Raw genomic sequence first — 16,797 nt, forward strand, 5'->3', positions numbered from 1 at the left:
ACGGGCCCATGAACGCATACACCACTCTGCAGGGGAACCATCATGAAAGCATCCTACAACGAGCTGCAGGGCCTGTGTCTCAAGGCCTTCATCGGCATGGGCTTCGAGGAGGGTGACGCCGCCGATGCGGCGGACATGGTCGCCTGGATGCAGTGTTTCGGCCTCGGCGGCCTGGCCGCCCTGAGTCGCGGCCTCGACTTCCTGCTCGAGGATGACCCCGACGACCTGCCCAGCGTGCTCTACCAGGACGGCGACCTGGCGGTCATCGACGGGCATGGCCAGAGCGTGCTGCGCAGCTCCACCCTGTCGCTGGAGCTCGGCTTCGCCAAGGCCCGGGCACGCGGCCTGGCGGTCATCAAGATTCGCCACTGCCACAACCGCCAGCTGATCATGGGCTACCTGGCCCGACTGGCCGGACGCGGCATGAACGTCACCGCCTTCTGGCGCAACGCCCAGCAACCGCTGACCGAGCAGGTCGTCGGCTTTCGTGCCAACAGTGCGGTCCCGGAGATCCGCGTCTATGCCGTGCAGGAGATTCCGGAAGAAAACGAGCCCAACAATGCCATCACCATTGTGATGGCCAACCACGTCGACCTGCTGCCGGCCATGCGCTCCGACTACCGCTACGACCTGCTGGCCCACCACGACGAATCCACTCTGCTGGCCAGCCGCAACCAGTCCCTGACGGAAGGCATCGAGGTGGATGAGGCTGTGTGGGCCCGCCTAAAGCACCTGGCCAGCCGCATGCTGGTGGAAGCCACCGACGCCTCGCGGGACGGCGCCGGCGCCGGCGCCGGTGACCAGGACAACGACTGAACAAGCTATGCCCCCCGGTTCTCGCGACTCATGCCCCGTATCACCGGGACCGGTTGATACGCAGCCCATGCCGCCGCAGCTTCCTCACCACACTGGGCTGGCTGATGCCGAGGCGCTCGGCGATGGCATAAGTCGAAGCCGCCTCGCGGCAGAGCCCGGCCAGGATATCCCGCTCGGTGCGTGCCAGGGCGGCCTGGAGTGTCTCGCCCTCGGCCAGACCACGGCGCCCGGAAGGTGCCTCCTCCGCCGGCGCCACGACCCGCTCAACGCCTCCTGTCTTTTCGGCCTCTTCCCGGGGCCGGATCACATCTTCGCCCGCCGAGAGCCAGGCCCGTTCCAGCCAGTTCTCGAGTTCACGCACGTTGCCGGGCCACTCCTGGCCCATCAGCATCTGCCAGGCATCCCGGGCGATGATCTTGTCGCGACCATAGCGTGTATTGAGTCGCTGCAGGTGGCGCTCGACCAGCCCGGGAATGTCCTCGCGCCGCTCCCGCAGCGGCGGCAGGGTCACGGGAATGACGTTGAGGCGATAATAGAGATCCAGGCGGAAGCGACCGGCCTCGACGCTACGCGCCAGATCCTGGTTGGTGGCCACCACCAGACGAAAGTCGACACGCCTCGCTCGCGTGTCGCCAAGCCGCGTGATGAAGCCGTCCTGGATCACCTTGAGCAGCTTGGCCTGCATCGGCAACGGCAGCTCGCCGACCTCGTCCAGGAACAGCGTGCCGCCCTCGGCCTGCTCCATCAGTCCCGCCTTGCCACCCGGCGCAGCGCCACTGAAGGCCCCCTGCCGATAACCGAACATCTCGGATTCGAAGAGACTCTCGGGGATCGCCCCGCAATTGACATCGACGAAGGGCCCCGCCTGCCGAGGACTCCAGCGGTGCAGTTGCCGTGCGAAAGCGGTCTTGCCGACCCCCGACTCGCCGAGCATCAACACCGTGGCATCCGTCGGCGCCACCCGCTTGAGCAACAGCGCGACCTCACGCATCAGCCCGCTGCGAGCCTCCAGATCCGACAACTCGATCTCGCCGCCGGCCTCTTCACCGCCACCTCGCCTCAGATGCTCGTTGAAACGTCGCTGCAGCAGTGCATATTCCTCCTGCAGCAGTTGCAGGTCGGTGAGGTCCATCGAGCGGCTGACCACGGCAATGAGCTTGCCGGCATCGAATACCGGATGCGCCTGGGCGATGACCCGCCGCCCCGTGCTGGTTATCTGCGCCACCTGAGCCGGCTCGCCGGTCCGCATGACTTCCAGACTGACCGATGGCCGCAACACCCCCTCGGCTTCCAGCGCCTGGACCGTGGTGCGGCACAGGTCCTCACGGGACATGCCGTATACCGCCGCCGCGGCCGGACTGACATCGCGTACTCGTCCATCGGCCTCGACCACGAAGAAATGATCATGGGCGGTTTCGATGATGGTGCGCAGGGTCTGAGAGTCGATATCACTCATGGGACTGATTCATTGTCGGATCATTGATACAGAAGTGTATCACGCCGACGCCTCATGTGATTCATTCATGAATCACTGACTTATATAACTAACTGAAAAACAAGAAAACCAACTCCTGGCACATTTCCTGCTTGAACCTGAGGACAATCACCACGACTCGGGAAGACCACCATGAGCCATTTCAACCAGCCCCTCGGCGGCAACGAGATGCCGCGCTTCGGCGGCCCTTCCACCATGATGCGCCTGCCCACCCAGGACGACGCCGCCGGCCTGGATGCCGCCTTCCTCGGCATCCCCATGGACATCGGCACCTCGAACCGTCCCGGGACGCGCCTGGGGCCGCGCCAGATCCGCGACGAGTCGCGCATGCTGCGCCCCTACAACATGGCGACCCGCGCCGCCCCCTTCGACAGCCTGCAGGTGGCCGACATCGGCGACGTACCGATCAACACCTTCAACCTGCCCAAGAACCTCGACATCATCACGCGCCACTATGACGCCGTGCTCGCCCGGGACTGCGTGCCGCTGACCCTGGGCGGCGACCACACCCTGACCTGGCCCGTGCTGCGCGCCATCGCCAGGAAACACGGGCCGGTCGGGCTGATTCATATCGACGCCCACGCCGACATCAACGAGCAGATGTTCGGCGAGGAGGTCGCGCACGGCTGCCCCTTCCGCCGTGCCCAGGAAGAGGGCCTGCTGGACAGCAACCGCGTCGTCCAGATCGGCCTGCGCGGCACCGGCTATGCGGCCGACGATTTCGACTGGTGCCGCGAGCAGGGTTTCCGCGTCGTCACCGCCGAGGAGTGCTGGTACAAGTCGCTGGCGCGCCTGATGGCCGAGGTTCGCGAACAGATGGGCGACCGCCCGGTCTATATCTCCTTCGACATCGACGGCCTGGATCCCTCGGTGGCCCCGGGCACCGGCACCGTCGAGATGGGCGGCCTGACCGCCCAGCAGGGACTCGAGATCGTGCGCGGCGCCCAGGGGCTCAACGTGGTCGGCGGCGACCTGGTCGAGGTGGCGCCGCCCTACGACACCAGCGGCAACACCGCACTGATGGGCGCCACTCTGCTCTACGAGATGCTGTGCGTGCTGCCCGGCGTCCAGCATCGCGACTGACACCCGACCGTACCTGCCCGGCACTGCGGCCGGGCATCCCCATTACAACGCCAAACAGGGTTTCACCATGTCTTCCTCTCTCGACTCCACACCGAATACCGCAGCAGGCGGCGCCCCTCTGGGCAAGGCCGGCCTGCTCAAGTTCCTCGTGCCCTCCTTGATCGGCATCGGCATGTTCCTGGTGCCCTTCTCCACGGGCGACACCATCAACATCGGCATGGGCCTTCTTGCCGACGGCCTCAAGGCGTTGCTCGGCGACGCCCTGCCCGCCATCGCCACGGTCGTGCTGTGCGCTTCGGCGCTATTGACGCTGCTGGTCAAGTTCACCAAGCCGGGCTGGGCCCGGGATAACGCCCTGGGGGAGCTGTTCGACGTGGCGCCTCTATGGATGGCGATGCGCCTGTTGGGTGCCGTCTTCGCGTTGATGACCTTCTTCCAGGTCGGGCCGGGCGTGATCACCGCCTCCTTCACCGGCGGGGTGATGCTCAACGACCTGGCGCCGGTCCTGCTGACCTTCTTCTTCTTTGCCGCTCTGCTGCTGCCTTTCCTGGTCGACTTCGGCTTCATGGAGTTCATCGGCAGCCTGGTGCGCACGCCCTTTCGCAAGATTTTCGGCCTGCCGGGCCGCAGCGCCATCGACGCCACCGCTTCCTGGATGGGCTCGGGCACCGTGGGCGTGCTGATCACCACCCAGCAATACGAACAGGGCTACTACAACCGGCGTGAAGCCTCGGCGATCGCCACCAACTTCTCGATCGTCTCCATCGCCTTCGCCCTGCTGGTGACCAGTTTCATCGGCATCAACCACCTCTTCATTCCCTTCTACCTGACGGTCGTGGTGGCCGGCCTGGTCGCCGCGGTGATCGTGCCGCGCCTGCCGCCTCTGTCACGCAAGCCGAACACCTACTACGAGCCGGCGGGTTGTCAGATCGCCGAGGAACGTACCGGCTCCGCCGGCCTGCTGCGCTACAGCCTCGGCATGGCCGTCGCCCGGGCGGAGAAGGCGCCCGGGGCGCGCCAACTGCTGCGCCGCGCGCTGTTCAACGTCGCCGACATCTTCTTCGGCCTGCTGCCGCTGGTGATCGCCATCGGCACAGTGGCCCTGGTGCTCGCCGAGTTCACGCCGCTGTTCACCTGGTTGTCGTACCCCATGGTGCCGATCCTCGAGTGGATGCGCGTGCCCGAAGCCGCGGCCGCCGCGCCGGCCACCCTGGTGGGCTTCGCCGACATGTTCCTGCCGGCGGTGCTGGCCAGCGACATCGAGAGCGAGCTGACCCGCTTCGTGATCGCCTGCCTGTCGCTGACCCAGCTGATCTACATGTCCGAGATCGGCGCCCTGCTGCTGAAGTCCAGAATTCCGCTCAAGCTCTGGGAGCTGGTGGTCATCTTCCTGCTGCGTACCGCCATCACCCTGCCGATCATCGTGGTCATGGGCCACTGGCTGGTCGGCTGAGGAGCCCTTTCATGAATGATGCCACCCGACATGACATGACCTGCGCCGAATTGCTGATCCGCCTGCTGCGCGATACCTACCAGGCGGATACCATCTTCGGCATCCCGGGCGTGCACACCGTGGAGCTCTACCGCGGCCTGCACGACAGCGGCCTGCGCCACATCACGCCGCGCCACGAGCAAGGTGCCGGCTTCATGGCCGACGGCTATGCCCGGGCCACCGGCAAGCCCGGGGTCTGTTTCATCATCACCGGGCCGGGAATGACCAACATCGCCACCGCCATGGGTCAGGCACTGGCCGATTCCGTGCCCATGCTGGTGATCTCCAGCGTCAATCGCCGCGACACCCTGGGGCGCGGTCAGGGACGGCTCCACGAGCTACCCTGCCAGCAGCAATTGCTGGCCGGCGTCTCGCGCTTCAGCCATACCCTGCTCGATCCCGAGGGGCTGCCGGAAGCCCTGGCGCGGGCCTTCGCGGTGTTCGACAGCCGTCGGCCCGGCCCGGTGCATATCGAGATACCCATCGACCTCTTCAATGCTCCGGTGACACCCCCCACACATTGGCAACGCCTGCGTCCGTCGCCCCCGGCGCCCGCTACCACCGCCATCCGCGAGGCCGCCACCTGGCTGCGCGAGGCCGAACGCCCGCTGGTGCTGCTGGGCGGCGGCTGCGTGGATGCCGCCGACGCGGCCCGTCGGCTGGTCGAGGGCCTCGATGCCCCTACCGTCACCACCATCAACGCCAAGGGGCTGCTGGGCCGCGACCATCCCCTGGACCTCGGGGCCAATGCCTCACTGCCGGCGGTGCGCCGTCTGGCCAACGAGGCCGATGTGATACTCGCCGTCGGCACCGAGCTCGGCGAAACCGACTACGACGTGGTGTTCGACGGTGGCTTCGCGCTCTCCGGCCGACTGATCCGTATCGATATCGATGCCGAGCAACTGGCCCGCAACCAGCACGCTGCTCTGGCCATCTGCGCCGATGCCGGCCTGGCCTTGAACGCTCTGGCGCCTCATTTCCCAGAACGACTCGAGCGCCGGGGCTCCGAGCGTACCCGTGACGCCCTGGATGCCCTCGACCTGCCCCGGGCCCCCGCCTTTGCCGATTATGCGCCGCTGTTCGCGACGCTGGCCGAGGCGTTGCCCGAGGCGATTCTGGTCGGCGACTCCTGCGCCACCACCTATGCCGCCAATCACCTTGTGTCACAGCCCGCGCCCCGGCGCTTCTTCAACGCCTCCACCGGCTACGGCACCCTCGGCTACGGACTCCCGGCGGCGATGGGGGCGCAGCTCGGCCGTCCCGACCTGCCGGTCGTCTCGCTGGTCGGTGACGGCGGCATCATGTTCACCCTCCCCGAACTGGCCTGTGCCGTGGAAGAGCGGCTGCCACTGGTGATCCTGCTGTGGCATAACCAGGGCTACGAGGAGATTCGTCGTTTCATGGACGATGCCGGCGTCGAGCGACTCGGGGTGGACCTCCGCTCCCCGGATTTCCAGATGCTGGCGGCAGGCTTCGGCTGCGCCGCCACACGAGTCGCCACTCCTGACGAGCTGACCCGTGCCCTGGCCACCCGGCCGGCCGACGGCCCCTTGCTGATCGAGGTCGACGCCGCCGCCTGGGCCGACACCATCGCCCACGCTTGATCCCGGATTCGGAGCTTTACCGTGCAACGACTGACCAAGCAGTTCATCGATAACCACTGGGTCGAGAGCCAGGGCCAACGCCGCCTGGCGGTGACCGATCCTTACCAGCAACGGCAGATCGCCGAGGTCACTGGCGGCGACCCGGCCGATGTGGATGCCGCGGTGACCGCCGCCCGGCGGGCCCAACCGGTCTGGCAGGCGCTCGGGGGCGATGGCCGTGCGCCCTATCTCGAGGCCATGGCTACACATCTGGAACAGCGACGCGAGGCGCTGATGCGGCTCTCGTCCACCAACAACGGCAAGGCATTGGCCGAAACCGCCATCGACCTGGACGACGCCATCGCCTGCTATCGCTACTATGCCGGCCAGGCCCGGGCCCTGGAAGCTCGTCAGGGACGCCCGGTGGAACACGGCATGGAGGGCGTCACGGCACGCACCTACGAGGACCCGGCCGGCGTGGTCGGACTGATCACGCCCTGGAATTTCCCGCTCGTGACCAGCGCCTGGAAGATTGCCCCGGCACTGGCCGCCGGCTGCACCGTGGTCTTCAAGCCCTCGGAAATCACCCCGTTGCCCGAGCAGGCCCTGGCCGAGTTCGCCGAGGCCATCGACCTGCCTGCCGGCGTGCTCAATCTGGTGCACGGCGACGGCGAGGGCATCGGCGCCCCGCTCACCGCGCATCCCGGCATCGACAAGCTGTCCTTCACCGGCAGTAACGCGGTGGGCGAGAAGGTGATGCGTGCCGCCGCCGACGGAGTACGCGGCGTTTCCCTGGAGCTTGGCGGCAAATCGCCGATCCTGGTGCTCGATGACGCCGATTTGGAACAGGCCGCCGACTGGGTGATGGCCGGCATCTACTTCAACAGCGGCCAGATCTGCTCGGCCACCTCGCGGCTGCTCGTCCACCATTCGCTGGCCGATGCCCTGTACGACGCACTGGGGCGGCGCATCGACGCCATTCGCCTGGGCGACCCCCTGAGCGACGACACCGACATGGGACCCATGACCAGCGCCCGCCAGCGACAGAGCGTCGAAGGTTATCTGGATATCGCCGCCGACGAAGGGCTGGTCGCGGTACGCGACGCCCGGCATCGCGCCTTGCCGGATCAGGGCGAGTTCATCGCGCCGACGCTGTATCGAGACGTGCCCACCGACAGCCGGCTGTGGCGCGAGGAAATCTTCGGCCCGGTACTCTGCGCCCGCAGTGTCGAGAGCGAGGCAGAAGCCATCGAGCTGGCCAACGACTCCGACTTCGGGCTCGCCGCCACCGTCATTGCCGGCGACACCGAACGTGCCCGCCGCATCGGCCGCGCCCTGCGCGCCGGCAGCATCTGGATCAACAGCGAACAGCTGGTGATGCCGGAAGTTGGCTGGGGCGGTTTCAAGCACAGCGGCATCGGCCGCGAACTCGGCCCCTGGGGACTTGCCGCCTACCTGGAGGTCAAGCACCTGATCGGGCGGGAATGAACTCCACTGACGCGAGTAAGGGAAACGCGGAAGAAATCGCCGAGTGTAGTGAAGCGCTAGGCACACGGAGCACAGAAAGCTCGACATGACAGTTAGTTAGGTGAACTTTCGAGCACCACGCACAAGTTCGCCAGGAGCAAACTTGAACCGTCTTCAGACTGGCCCGCAGGGTAGCCGCCAAGGATGGCGGCTATAGCACAGCGATTGGCACGCGCAGGCATTTAAGCAGCGCTTCCCTAAGCGCGACATCCGTTATATCACGTAGTAACCACCGGTCACGCCATCCAGCAACAACTCGATGTCGCCATACCTCTCGTGGCGGGCCACTACCCGCCACAAGGGCTTTCTCACCCACTGCTGCTCGACCAGTTCCAGTCCCGAGGCCGCTCGCCTTTTCAAGCGATGGCGCCGTACCTGCATCACGTGCTGGCGTGCCTTGCGCTCTAGAGGCGGAGTGTCGAGTTCGGGCTGCAAACACAGCGGCGAAGCCGGAGGCGAGCCGAACTCAATGCGCTCCAGCGTCGTACTGACGCCCTGGCAGCGATCCACTAGACAGCTCATCAGCTCCTGGCGCGTTCGTCCCCAGCGCCGCGACTCCCAACGGAACGTGAACAACAGGTAAGGAAAGCCCACGGCCTGGACTTCCCGGGCATCCAGAGAGGTGTCGATTCCCGCGACCCGTCTCACCACGTCGTCCCGAGGAAGCCTGGCTGCCAGCCAGGCCTCCTCTGTATCGACGACCTCGTTCAGCAGAGCCTCCTTCATGTCGGCCGCTCGGCGGATTTGAGCGTCAATGCTTCATGGGCCATTTCGAAACTCTGCCTGGAAGCCAACGATCTCGGCAGGGGACGCAGCTCTTCCGTTTCCTCCATGGCCCTCAGGATGTGTTCCGGCACGGGATGTCGGCGTTGTGTCGCCAGGCTGATGGTGACCATGGTGACACTCGACAGCACCAGGCCGGCCAGCATGGGATGAATCTCGGTCGCTCCCTCCAGCCCGAGATACTTCCACAAGAAGGCAACGACAGCACCGACGACGATCGAAGCCAGGGCCCCCGGCGTATTGGCCTTCTTCCACCACACCGCAGCCACATAAGCCGGCAGGAAGGCACTACCCAGCACCGACGTGGTGAAGACCACGATCGAGAACACGGCTGGAGGCTCGAACAGGGCAATCAAGGCACATGCCATGCCGAGCAGCAGCACGATCAGCTGCGATACCCGGACCATCTGCTTTTCTTCCATCCGCGGATTGATGAAGCGCTCATAGAGGTCACGCGCCGCAATACTGCCCGTCTGCAGCAGGATGGAATCCGCCGTGGACATGATGGCCGCCATGATCGCCGCCATCACGATACCGACGACAGCGGCCGGCAGCAGGCTCTGTGCCAGGGCGAAAATGGCTTGTTCGGGATCATCGAGATCCGGCAGAACCAGAATTGCCAACGTCCCCAGAATGTAGGGAGCGCTCACGAACACCAGGTTCCAGAGCGTCGAATAGACACCGGCACGTCGAGCATGGAAGGGGTTGCGCATTGCCATGTGACGCGTCACCACATGAGGCCAACCCATGTAACCGATCGAGAAGATCAGCAGCGCGCCAAGCACGATGCCCCACTGTCCCTCGTAGGCCAGACCCCTGCCCCAGACGGACAACAGGGTTGGATCAAGGGTGGCGAGAGCCTCGTTGGCGGCAGTCAGTCCGCCAACTTCCTGGAGCGTGGCGAACAGGATCCAGACGATGCCAACCAGCATGACCAGGCTCTGTAGCAAATCCGTGTAAGCCACCGCTCCATACCCACCCATCAGTGTATAGGCCAGGATCACGGCCACGGCGATCAACAGGGAGACCTCGTAGGGCAGGCCCGTCACCATTTCCAGGCCCTTGCCACCTGCGATGAACTGCGCCAGTACATAGGCCCCCAGCAGAAAGACAGAGAGCAGCGCCGAAATAAGTCGAACCCACTTGCTGGGATAGCGTTTCTCTAGATACTCGATCGAGGTCAGGGCGCCCATAATCTGGGACAGCTTGCGCATGCGTCTGCCGAGCACGGAGAGGTTGACAACACCACCGCCGATGTCGCCCGCCGCATACCAGAAGCCATAGTAGCCTTGGGTGTACCCCAAGGAGCCGGCACCGAGGAACATGTAGCCGCTCATTGACGTCGATTGCATAGTCATGGCCGTCACCAGAGGACCGACATTACGACCACTCAGGTAATAGCCTTCCATGCTGTTCGAGCCGCCTCGACGCATGGCAACGATGCCCACCGCCAGCATGGCCAGGAAGTACAGCGCGAGAAAAAGTAGTACCGTCGAATTCACTCATGCCTCCTTGTTGTTGTCATGCCGTTCATTTGCGGGACGGGGCTATTCCTCGCGCCCCGACTTCTTGAGTCCCGGCCATCCCCGTGTCACCCACAGGAATCCCAGGGTGTAGAGAATCCAGAACACCGGCACGCCAATGACGAGCCAGGTGGTCGAAGTGGGTAATCCGAACATCGCGCCTCCTGCTTGCTGCGGATCGAGCCGACCCTGAAAGACAACACTGCCCTCGATAACGAGGGCGACACTTTTCTCAAGACGGGAAGGAGAACTGTGCGCCTTCGCGCACCCCGGAGGAGGGCCAGCGCTGGGTGATGGTCTTGCGCTTGGTGTAGAAGCGCACGGCGTCCGGGCCGTAGGCGGCGAGGTCGCCGAACAGTGAGCGCTTCCAGCCGCCGAAGCTGTGGTAGGAGACCGGCACCGGCAGCGGCACGTTGATGCCGACCATGCCGACCTGGATGCGGTCGCTGAAGTAGCGCGCCGCCTCGCCGTCGCGGGTATAGATGCAGGTGCCGTTGCCGTATTCGTGATCGTCGATCAACTGCATGGCCTCTTCCATGGAGCGGGCACGCACCACCAGCAGTACCGGGCCGAAGATTTCTTCCTGGTAGCAGGTCATCTCGGGGGTGACGTGGTCGATCAGGGTGCCGCCGACGTAGAAGCCGTTTTCGTGGCCCGGCACCTGTACGCCGCGGCCATCGACCACGATGCTGGCGCCCTGCTGCTCGGCGCTGTCGATATAGCCGCAGACCTGCTCCTGATGGGCCCGGGTGATCACCGGGCCGAAGTCGTTGTCGGCATCGTGGTAGGGGCCAACCTTGAGCGAGGGCATCTGCGCCTTGAGCTTGTCGATCATGGCGTCGGCGGCATCATCGCCCACGGCGACGGCCACGGAGAGCGCCATGCAACGCTCACCGGAGGAGCCGAAGGCCGCGCCGGTCAGCGAATTGGCCACGTTGTCCATGTCGGCATCGGGCATCACGATGGCATGGTTCTTGGCGCCACCCAGGGCCTGGCAGCGCTTGCCGTTGGCGCTGGCGCGGGCGTAGATGGCCTCGGCGATGGGCGTGGACCCGACGAAGCTTACGGCCTGCACGCGGGCATCGTCGAGCAGGGTGTCGACGGCTTCCTTGTCACCATTGACCACGTTGAGCACGCCTGCCGGGAGACCGGCTTCCAGCGCCAGCTCGGCGATGTAGAGAACTGCGCTCGGGTCGCGCTCGGAGGGCTTGAGCACGAAGGTGTTGCCGCAGGCGATGGCCATCGGGTACATCCACAGCGGCACCATGGCCGGGAAGTTGAACGGCGTGATGCCGGCGACTACGCCCAGCGGCTGGAATTCGCTCCAGGAGTCGATGCCCGGGCCGGTGTTCTTGCTGTGTTCGCCCTTGAGCAGCTCCGGTGCGCCGCAGGCATACTCGACATTCTCGATGCCGCGCTGCAGTTCGCCCTTGGCGTCGTGAACGATCTTGCCGTGCTCCTGGCCAATCAGCCGGGCGATCTCGTCGGCGTTCTGTTCCAGCAGTTGCTTGAAGTTGAACATTACCCGGGCGCGCTTGGCGGGTGGTGTATCACGCCAGGCCGGGAAGGCGGCCTCGGCGGCGGCGATGGCGTCCTCGACGGTGGCCTTGCTGGCCAGACTCACCCGGCTACCGACCTCGCCGGTGGAGGGGTTGAAGATGTCCTGGTGGCGCCCTTCGCCGGCGACGCGTGAGCCGTTGATCAGATGGCCGAGTGTGGTCATGGGTTCCTCGTTATAAGAAGTAAGAAGTCAGTAAGATGAGCGCCGGGGACAAGGCGAAGCGAGGGTCATCCGCCATGGATGGCGGATGTAGCGCCCATGGAAGGGTTCACAGCGCCCTCGCGGAGGCTTGTCGACGGGTAAGCTCATCGCCCAGAGGCAGTGAGCAGCGCATCTCGACAGGCATCGCCTGATTCAACCCTGCTCACCGAGTGCGTCGCCCAGTGCGTTGATGAGCCGGTCGATTTCCTCGCGTTCGACGATGAACGGCAGGCCGAGCTGGATGGTGTCGCCGCCGTAGCGCACATAGAAGCCTTTCTCCCAGCACTTCATGGCGATCTCGAAGGGGCGTCGTGCCGGTTCTCCGGGATAGGGGTCGATCTGCAGGGCGCCGGCAAGACCGTAGTTGCGGATGTCGCTGACATGAGGCGAGCCCTTGAGGCTGTGCAGGGCTTCCTCGAAGACCGGGCTCATCTCGCGCACCCGCTCGATCAGGCGGTCGTTCTCGAGCACGTCCAGCGCCGCCATGGCGGCGGCACAGGCCACCGGGTGGCCCGAGTAGGTATAGCCATGGGGCAGCTCGAGCATGTAGTCGGGGCCACCCTGCTCCATGAAGGTCTGGTAGATCTCGTCCCGCACGATGACCCCGCCCATGGGCACGGCGCCGTTGGTCAGCTGCTTGGCAACGTTGAGGATGTCCGGCACCACGCCGAACTCCTCGGCGCCGGTCATCGCCCCCATGCGGCCGAAGCCGGTGATGACCTCGTCGAAGATCAGCAGGATATCGTGCTGATCACAGATCGCGCGCAGGCGCTCGAGGTAGCCCTTGGGTGGCGGGATCACCCCGGCCGAGCCGGCCAGCGGTTCGACGATCACCGCGGCGATGTTCGAGGCATCGTGCAGGGCGATCAGTTCCAGCAGTTCATCGGCCTGGTCGGCACCGCGCTCGGGCATGCCCCGCGTGAAGGCATTGTCCTTCAGCAGCGTATGGGGCAGATGGTCGGCATCGACGCCCTGACCGAAGAGCACGCGATTGGCGCCGATGCCGCCCAGGCTGATACCGCCGAAGTTGACACCATGATAGCCCTTGGAGCGGCCGATCAGCTTGGTCTTGCCCGGCTTGCCCTTCTTGCGCCAATAGGCCCGCGCGATCTTCAACGAAGTATCGGCACTCTCGGAGCCGGAGCCGGTAAAGAAGGTGTAGTTCAGATCCGCCGGCATCAGGCCGCGCAAGCGGTGCGCCAGCTCGAAGGCTCTGGGGTGGCCGAACTGGAAGGCCGGTGAGTAATCAAGCTCGCCCAGCTGACGGCTGACGGCCTCGGTGATCTCCGGGCGACAGTGCCCGGCACCGCAGGTCCAGAGGCCGGAGAGACCATCATAGATGCGCCGTCCCTCGGCGTCCTTCAGGTAAGAGCCCTCGGCGCTGACGATGATCCGCGGATCGCGCTTGAACTGGCGGTTGCCGGTGTAGGGCATCCAGTAGGCATCGAGTTGCTCGGCGCTGAGACCGCCCAGTGCGGCGTGGTGACCTGACATGTCGTTCCTGCCCATTGTGGTTGGAAGGGAATGTCTTGTTGTCAGGCTAGTCGCGGTCCATAAGCCATTAAATCTGTATATATTGAATCTCGTGTAAGCATCCGGTTAACTTTTAGGCTGGCTTATGTCCCTCGAAGGGTGAGATGTCATGTCGCGACAGCGTGAAGCACTGGCCGGTCAAGTCAGCGATGCCGACCTGCGCCTGCTGCGCATCTATCGCAAGGTGGTGGAGTGCGGCGGCTTCTCCGCGGCGGAGGTGGAACTGAACATCAGCCGTGCCGCCATCAGCATGGCCATGAGTGACCTGGAGACCCGGCTCGGCCTGCGGCTCTGCCAGCGCGGGCGCAGCGGCTTCGCGCTGACCGATGAGGGCGCCGAGGTGTATGAGGCGACACTGCAGTTGCTGGCCTCGACGGAAGGCTTCCGCACCCGGATCAACGGCCTGCATGCCCGCCTCAAGGGCGAGCTGAACATCGGCATCACCGACAATCTGGTGACCATGCCCGAGATGCTGATCACCGATGCCCTGAGTGCGCTCAAGGAGCGCGGCCCGGATGTGCACATCAATATCCGCATGATTCCGCCCAACGACATCGAACTGGCCGTGCTCGACGGACGCCTGCACACCGGGGTGATCCCCAGCCTCAAGCCCCTGCCCGGCCTGCACTACCGCCCGCTCTACGCCGAGGAATCACGCCTCTACTGTGCTGCCGGGCATGCGCTGTTCGAGGCCGAGAGCGTTACCGCCGCCGAGCTCGCCGAACACGACGCGGTGCTCCCGGCCTATGCCCAGACATCGGCCATCAAGGCCATGCATGAGCCGTTGAAGGCCGCCGCCTCGGCCACCGACCGCGAGGGCATCGCCTTTCTCATTCTCTCCGGCCGCTACCTCGGCTACCTGCCGACCCACTATGCCGAGCGCTGGGTGCGGGATGGCCGCATGCGCGCCCTGGATGCCCATCACTGGCACTATCTGACGCATTACAGCGCCATCACCCGCAAGGGGGCACCGCCCAACCTGGTGCTGGAGCGTTATCTCGAGGAGCTGGAACGCCTGGCGGCCTGACGACTGATCGCTGGATGGATGCCCCCTCTCGACCCATTTGCCACGAAAGCGCAAAATTGGCGTAAAACGACTAATCTGTTAGCCGGTTAAGCACCGGTCGTCGGCATGTCCCGTCACGACCAGATAACTATCCGGATAATACCCCCATAGCATGGAGCCAACATGAGTCCTCATCCCGCGCTGCCCAACCCCGGCCTCGGCACCTACCGCCTGGAAGGCGAAACCGTGCGCAACATGATCCATACCGCCCTGAAGCTTGGCTATCGGCACATCGACACGGCCCAGTTCTACGGCAACGAGGCCGATGTCGGCGCCGCCATTGCCGAAAGCGACGTGCCGCGCGACGAGATCTTCGTGACCACCAAGGTCTGGCACGACCGCCTCCAGCCGGACGACCTCAAGGCCAGTGTCGACGAGAGCCTGGAACGGCTCGACATGGACGCGGTCGACCTGCTGCTGATCCACTGGCCCTCGCCCGGCGACGAGGTCCCCATGAACGATTACATGCTGGCCCTGCGTGACGTCCAGCAGGCCGGCAAGACGCAGCATATCGGAGTGTCGAACTTCACCCGCGCCCAGGTCGACCAGGCACTCGACATCCTCGGCGCGGATACCCTGCTGACCAATCAGATCGAGGTTCACCCCTTCCTGCAGAACCGCAACCTGGTGGCTCACTGCCAGAGTCACGACATTGCCGTGACGGCCTTCATGCCGCTGGCCGTCGGCAAGGTCATGGAGGATGCGACCCTGCAGCAGATCGCCGCCGTCCATGATGCCACCCCGGCGCAGATCGCCATTGCCTGGCTCAACCAGCTGGAGATCGTGACCTTCCCGTCCTCCACCAAGGAAGCCAACCTCAAGCGCAACATCGAGGCCCTGGACATCATCCTGAGCAACGAGGAAATGGCCGAGATCGCCACCCTGGATCGCGGCGAGCGCATCGCCAACCCGAGCATTGCCCCGGACTGGGACCAGTAACCCCGGTGGCAGACGAGGCGGTCCGGGGCCTCAGGGGCCGCCATCGACCTCAGCTCAGGTCGCGCCGCTTGCGGGCCTTGTTGCGGCGGTAGAGGCGCGCCACGGCGAGACACAGCGCCGCGACGACCATGGCGGCCAGGGTCCAGCCCTGCCAGGGGCGCGCCGCGTCGCCCATCAGGGTCTCCAGGGTGATGATGAGGATGAAGCCGATCGCCTGACTGGCGATGGCCAGGGCGCGAAGGGTATCGAAGGACTCTCTTGCCATGCGTGCTCCTGCTGGATGACAGCCCCGCCCACCGGCAGTAGGCTTGGCAGACGAACGCGACAAGTGTAACCGGTCCGGCGCGACGCGCCGACCCTTGACCCGGAAACCCGAGCCACATCATGGAAGCCATTGCCCTGGGGCCCGTACTGGTACCGCTGCCCCGCCTCTACGCGCTCGCCGTCACCCTGCTGCTGTTGCTGCTCAGCGCCTTCTTGCTGGGGCTTCCCCGCCAGCGCCATGTGCGCTGGTTCAACGGCCTGGTCATCGTCTGGCTGGTGGCGGCGCGGCTCGGCCATGTGGCCCTGAACCTGGAGGCCTATACCCAGGCGCCCTGGGATATCCTCAAGCTCTGGCTGCCCGGCTTTCATGGCGTGATCGGCCTGCTGGCGGCCCTGGCCTGGACCCTGTGGTCACTGCGCGATCGGCTCGCGGCCCTGCTCGGCGCTACCGGCCTGACCCTCGGCGCCGCCCTGATGTGGCTGGCACTGACGGCCTGGTCCCCGCTGGGTGGCGGCATGGCCATGCGCCAGCTGCCCGAGCTCAGCCTGGAGAACCTGCAGGGCGAGACGGTCGAGCTGGACTCGATACGCGACGAGCATGTGCTGGTCAATCTGTGGGCCACCTGGTGCCCGCCCTGCCGGCGCGAGATGCCGCTGCTCGAAAAGGCCGACCGGCGTGACGACGTCACCGTGGTGGTGGTCAATCAGGGCGAGGACCTGATGCCGGTGGTGCGTTATCTCGACGCCCAGGGGCTGGCCTTCGAACACGCCCTGCTCGACCCGCGCCAGTCGCTGATGGTCCGGAGCGACGCCCAGGGCCTGCCGGCCACCCTGCTGTTCGATGACCAGGGCCGGGCCGTGACCCAGCATGTCGGCGAATTGACGCCGGCGATCCTGAACCAGTGGCTGGCCGACGACAAGGCTTTGTCTG

The 16,797-nt window shown here is 65.3% G+C and carries 15 protein-coding genes; 8 read left to right on the forward strand and 7 right to left on the reverse strand.

Features of this window, described 5'->3' with window-relative positions:
- Positions 1-42: 42 nt before the first annotated feature.
- Positions 43-816 carry a DUF3726 domain-containing protein gene (locus HHA01_RS11320; RefSeq protein WP_141320756.1) on the forward strand — a complete coding sequence of 258 codons (774 nt, stop codon included), beginning with the start codon at positions 43-45 and terminating at the stop codon, positions 814-816.
- 40 nt (positions 817-856) lie between these two features.
- On the opposite strand, the gene HHA01_RS11325 is transcribed toward HHA01_RS11320, so the two are convergent.
- A complete protein-coding gene (locus tag HHA01_RS11325) occupies positions 857-2,272 on the reverse strand; it encodes a sigma-54 interaction domain-containing protein (protein ID WP_141320758.1) in 1,416 nt (471 codons plus the stop codon).
- Positions 2,273-2,443: 171 nt separating this feature from the next.
- Between HHA01_RS11325 and speB the strand changes: the two genes are divergently transcribed.
- The 4 genes from speB to HHA01_RS11345 all read left to right on the forward strand — a co-directional run bounded on the left by speB (position 2,444) and on the right by HHA01_RS11345 (position 7,957).
- Positions 2,444-3,394: an agmatinase gene (speB, locus tag HHA01_RS11330; protein ID WP_141320760.1), complete on the forward strand. Its 951-nt coding sequence runs from the start codon at positions 2,444-2,446 to the stop codon at positions 3,392-3,394.
- Between the two features lie 67 nt (positions 3,395-3,461).
- Positions 3,462-4,847 carry a YjiH family protein gene (locus tag HHA01_RS11335; RefSeq protein ID WP_141320762.1) on the forward strand — a complete coding sequence of 462 codons (1,386 nt, stop codon included), beginning with the start codon at positions 3,462-3,464 and terminating at the stop codon, positions 4,845-4,847.
- An 11-nt stretch (positions 4,848-4,858) separates the two neighbouring features.
- On the forward strand, positions 4,859-6,490 hold the full coding sequence (locus HHA01_RS11340; RefSeq protein ID WP_141320764.1) for a 5-guanidino-2-oxopentanoate decarboxylase: 1,632 nt from the start codon (positions 4,859-4,861) through the stop codon (positions 6,488-6,490).
- Between the two features lie 21 nt (positions 6,491-6,511).
- Positions 6,512-7,957 (forward strand): aldehyde dehydrogenase family protein, encoded by a 1,446-nt coding sequence (locus HHA01_RS11345; RefSeq protein ID WP_141320766.1) that lies wholly within the window; start codon positions 6,512-6,514, stop codon positions 7,955-7,957.
- Between the two features lie 252 nt (positions 7,958-8,209).
- On the opposite strand, the gene HHA01_RS11350 is transcribed toward HHA01_RS11345, so the two are convergent.
- The 5 genes from HHA01_RS11350 to aptA form a co-directional block, all read right to left on the reverse strand.
- Complete coding sequence (locus tag HHA01_RS11350) at positions 8,210-8,722, reverse strand: hypothetical protein (protein WP_141320768.1); 513 nt, start codon at positions 8,720-8,722, stop codon at positions 8,210-8,212.
- Positions 8,719-10,281: a sodium/proline symporter gene (locus HHA01_RS11355; protein ID WP_218023806.1), complete on the reverse strand. Its 1,563-nt coding sequence runs from the start codon at positions 10,279-10,281 to the stop codon at positions 8,719-8,721. The genes HHA01_RS11350 and HHA01_RS11355 overlap by 4 nt, the downstream gene beginning before the upstream one ends.
- 45 nt (positions 10,282-10,326) lie before the next feature.
- Entirely contained in the window at positions 10,327-10,458 is a 132-nt protein-coding gene (locus tag HHA01_RS15020) for a hypothetical protein (RefSeq protein ID WP_281285698.1), read from the reverse strand.
- A 76-nt stretch (positions 10,459-10,534) separates the two neighbouring features.
- Positions 10,535-12,025 carry a CoA-acylating methylmalonate-semialdehyde dehydrogenase gene (locus HHA01_RS11360; RefSeq protein WP_141320770.1) on the reverse strand — a complete coding sequence of 497 codons (1,491 nt, stop codon included), beginning with the start codon at positions 12,023-12,025 and terminating at the stop codon, positions 10,535-10,537.
- 192 nt (positions 12,026-12,217) lie between these two features.
- Positions 12,218-13,558, reverse strand: a complete 1,341-nt coding sequence (aptA, locus tag HHA01_RS11365; protein WP_141320773.1) for an omega-aminotransferase AptA — start codon at positions 13,556-13,558, stop codon at positions 12,218-12,220.
- Between the two features lie 148 nt (positions 13,559-13,706).
- Here aptA and HHA01_RS11370 point away from each other — a divergent pair, with 148 nt between their 5' ends.
- Complete coding sequence (locus HHA01_RS11370) at positions 13,707-14,624, forward strand: LysR family transcriptional regulator (protein ID WP_141320775.1); 918 nt, start codon at positions 13,707-13,709, stop codon at positions 14,622-14,624.
- Between the two features lie 162 nt (positions 14,625-14,786).
- The gene (gene dkgB / locus HHA01_RS11375) at positions 14,787-15,602 is read left to right on the forward strand and encodes a 2,5-didehydrogluconate reductase DkgB (protein WP_141320777.1); all 816 of its coding nucleotides are present in this window, start codon (positions 14,787-14,789) and stop codon (positions 15,600-15,602) included.
- A 49-nt stretch (positions 15,603-15,651) separates the two neighbouring features.
- Here dkgB and HHA01_RS11380 read toward each other — a convergent pair whose 3' ends face one another.
- On the reverse strand, positions 15,652-15,867 hold the full coding sequence (locus HHA01_RS11380; RefSeq protein WP_141320779.1) for a hypothetical protein: 216 nt from the start codon (positions 15,865-15,867) through the stop codon (positions 15,652-15,654).
- A 119-nt stretch (positions 15,868-15,986) separates the two neighbouring features.
- Here HHA01_RS11380 and HHA01_RS11385 point away from each other — a divergent pair.
- Positions 15,987-16,797 (forward strand): TlpA disulfide reductase family protein (locus HHA01_RS11385; protein WP_141320781.1); only part of this gene is annotated, 811 nt, incomplete at its 3' end.

This window comes from Halomonas halmophila (assembly GCF_006540005.1).
In the GTDB taxonomy this organism is placed as follows: Bacteria; Pseudomonadota; Gammaproteobacteria; order Pseudomonadales; family Halomonadaceae; genus Halomonas; species Halomonas halmophila.